Annotated in this window: 2 protein-coding genes and 1 pseudogene; all 3 read right to left on the bottom strand. The window is 73.5% G+C overall.

Features of this window, described 5'->3' with window-relative positions:
* Positions 1-347, bottom strand: a 347-nt coding sequence (locus E0D90_RS25155) for a DUF742 domain-containing protein (RefSeq protein WP_130800223.1), incomplete at its 3' end; no start/stop codon positions are given.
* A 64-nt stretch (positions 348-411) separates the two neighbouring features.
* Positions 412-825 (bottom strand): roadblock/LC7 domain-containing protein, encoded by a 414-nt coding sequence (locus E0D90_RS25150; protein ID WP_103501917.1) that lies wholly within the window; start codon positions 823-825, stop codon positions 412-414.
* A gap of 13 nt (positions 826-838) precedes the next feature.
* Positions 839-2,233: pseudogene (locus tag E0D90_RS26900) on the bottom strand (hypothetical protein); the annotation flags it as partial.

Here is a 2,233-nt window from a genome sequence, read left to right as displayed (position 1 = left end):
TCACCCTCATGACCAGGCTGATGAATAGCGACAAGCCCGGCCTCCGCCAGATCGGCGACCAGAATCCGGGCCACACCCAGCGGCATCGCCAGGAGTGCGGAGACCTCGGCCACGGACTTGACCTCGGCCATGCACAACTGGCAGATCCGCTGGTGTTCCGGCAACAGCCCCTGGAGCTGCACCGGTTCGGCGCTGGTACTGACCAGCGCCTCGATTGCCAGCTGGTACCGGGGCCGGGTCCGGCCGCCGGTCATCGCGTACGGACGCACCAGCGGCTGATCGCCCTCATCGTCGTACGGCCCGTGCTGCGTGCCGTAAGAACCCTGTGAGGCGGGCGGGGTCGTCATAGCTCCTCCGGGTGGACATGAGGTCGGCGATGCGGACGGTGGTGCTCATGTGGGGGAGCTTGCGTCAGTGCAGGATGCTGGTCTGGAGCTCGGCCCGGAGATCGGGCGTCAGCACCGCTCCCGCGCGGTCGACCAGCAGTGCCATCTCGTACCCGACCAGGCCGATGTCGGCCTCCGGGTGGGCGAGCACCGCCAGTGACGAACCGTCCGAGATCGACATGATGAAGAGGAAGCCACGTTCCATCTCCACCACCGTCTGGTTCACGGTGCCGCCCTCGAAGATCCGGGAGGCGCCGGCCGTCAGCGAGGTCAGCCCGGAGGCCACCGCCGCCAACTGGTCGGCGCGGTCGCGGGGGAATCCCTCGGACAGCGCCAGCAGAAGACCGTCCGCTGAGACCACCACTGTGTGCGACACCCCGGGGGTGTTGGACACGAAGCTGGTGATCAACCAGTTCAGGTTCTGCGCCGCCTGACTCATCGGGCTGCTCACGTCAACGCTCCTGCCGGTAGGGGGAACCGAGTCCCTGTCCGGTGTGTTCGCCACCGGTCGTCGTTCCCGCCTGACGGCCCTGCTGGATGCCGCGGCGGAGGTTGGTCAGTCGGCCTCGGACATCGCTGGGAGCGCGGGAGACCTGCGGGCCGGTGGGCGCCGCCGTGGTCTCCTTCTCCTGCGCGGTGCCCGCGACCAGGTTGGCGCGCGGTACGCGCCGGGGAAGCCCCGAGGTGGTGACGCCGCCGGCTGCCGGGGAGCGCAACTGCTCCGCGCGGCGCCAGCGTTCGTCGTTGGGCGACTCCCGCCACTGCGGACCGGAGTCCTGGCGGGCGGTCTCCCGGGGCGGGGACTGCGGCGGCGCGAGTTCGCGCGGCGCGAGCCGTTCCGGGGCCGGGGCCCGTTCCGGGACGGAAGGCCGTTCCGGGCCGGAAGGCCGTTCCGGGCCGGGGAGGGAGGGAGCCGTCCGCTGGGAGTCGTGGGGGGACTCCGCGGGCTCCCTGGGGGCGAGCTGCTCCGGCGGGGCACCGTTGCGCGCACCGAACCAGGTCGACTCGACCTGCTCGAAGATCGGGGTGCGCTCGGCGGTGCCACCGTGGCTGTACGGCGCGGGCGGCAGCGCGGCGGGGTCCTGCGGCGGTGCCGGAGGTGCCGAGTACTGGCCGAACACGTCGTGGTCGTCGTGCCGCTGCTGGTAGTCGGAGGCCGGCAGTTCGGCGGTGTGCTGCTGGTCCGCGTGCGCCGGGGCGTTGCCACCGGGCTGCGGGTAGCCGCCGTGGGCGCCCTGATCCTGGCGGCCGGGGCCCTGTCCGTAGCCGGCGCCCTGGCGGTGGCCCTGGCCCTGGTCCTGGCGGTGGCCGGGGTCGCCGGGGCGGCCGCCGCCGGGCGGCACGCCGAACGGAGTGGTGAACTCGCCGGTGTCACCGGGAGAGGAGACAGGGCTGGGGAACTCCGCCGTGTCCGCGACGCCGGGGTAGCCGGAGTCGGGCCGGCCGGAGGGACCGCCCTGGCCGCCATAGGTGTTCGGTCCGGGGATCGCCGGACGGCGGCCGTCCTGGCCGCCGGGCGCGGCGGGGCCACCGGGGTTCCCGTACGCACCGGGCCCGTTGGGGCCGCCTGGTCCGCCCTGCCCGACGCCCTGTCCGGTTGCGGGACCGCGGTCCTGGAAACCGCCGCGGTCCTGGTGGCCGCCGGAGTTCTGGAACGCGGAGGGCGACTGGAACTCGGTGGTCGTCCGGGCGTCGTCGTGCCCACGCGGGGCGTCGGAGTCGGGGACCTGGGGTATTCGGCCGGTGTCCTCGCCACGGCTCGCCCAGCTGGGACGGTCCTGCTGGCCGGCACCGCCCTGCGCCGGCCAGCAGGACCGTCCCAGCTGGGCGAGCCGTGGCGAGGACAC

Source organism: Streptomyces otsuchiensis, from assembly GCF_004305975.1.
Taxonomy (GTDB): Bacteria; Actinomycetota; Actinomycetes; order Streptomycetales; family Streptomycetaceae; genus Streptomyces; species Streptomyces otsuchiensis.
Note: the sequence above shows the minus strand (reverse complement) of the source record. Positions and strands in the feature narration are given on the sequence as shown.

What these genes read in the sequence shown, in the direction of transcription:
- E0D90_RS25150 (WP_103501917.1), bottom strand. Translation starts at nt 825, where the DNA reads ATGAGTCAGGCGGCGCAGAACCTGAACTGGTTGATCACCAGCTTCGTG.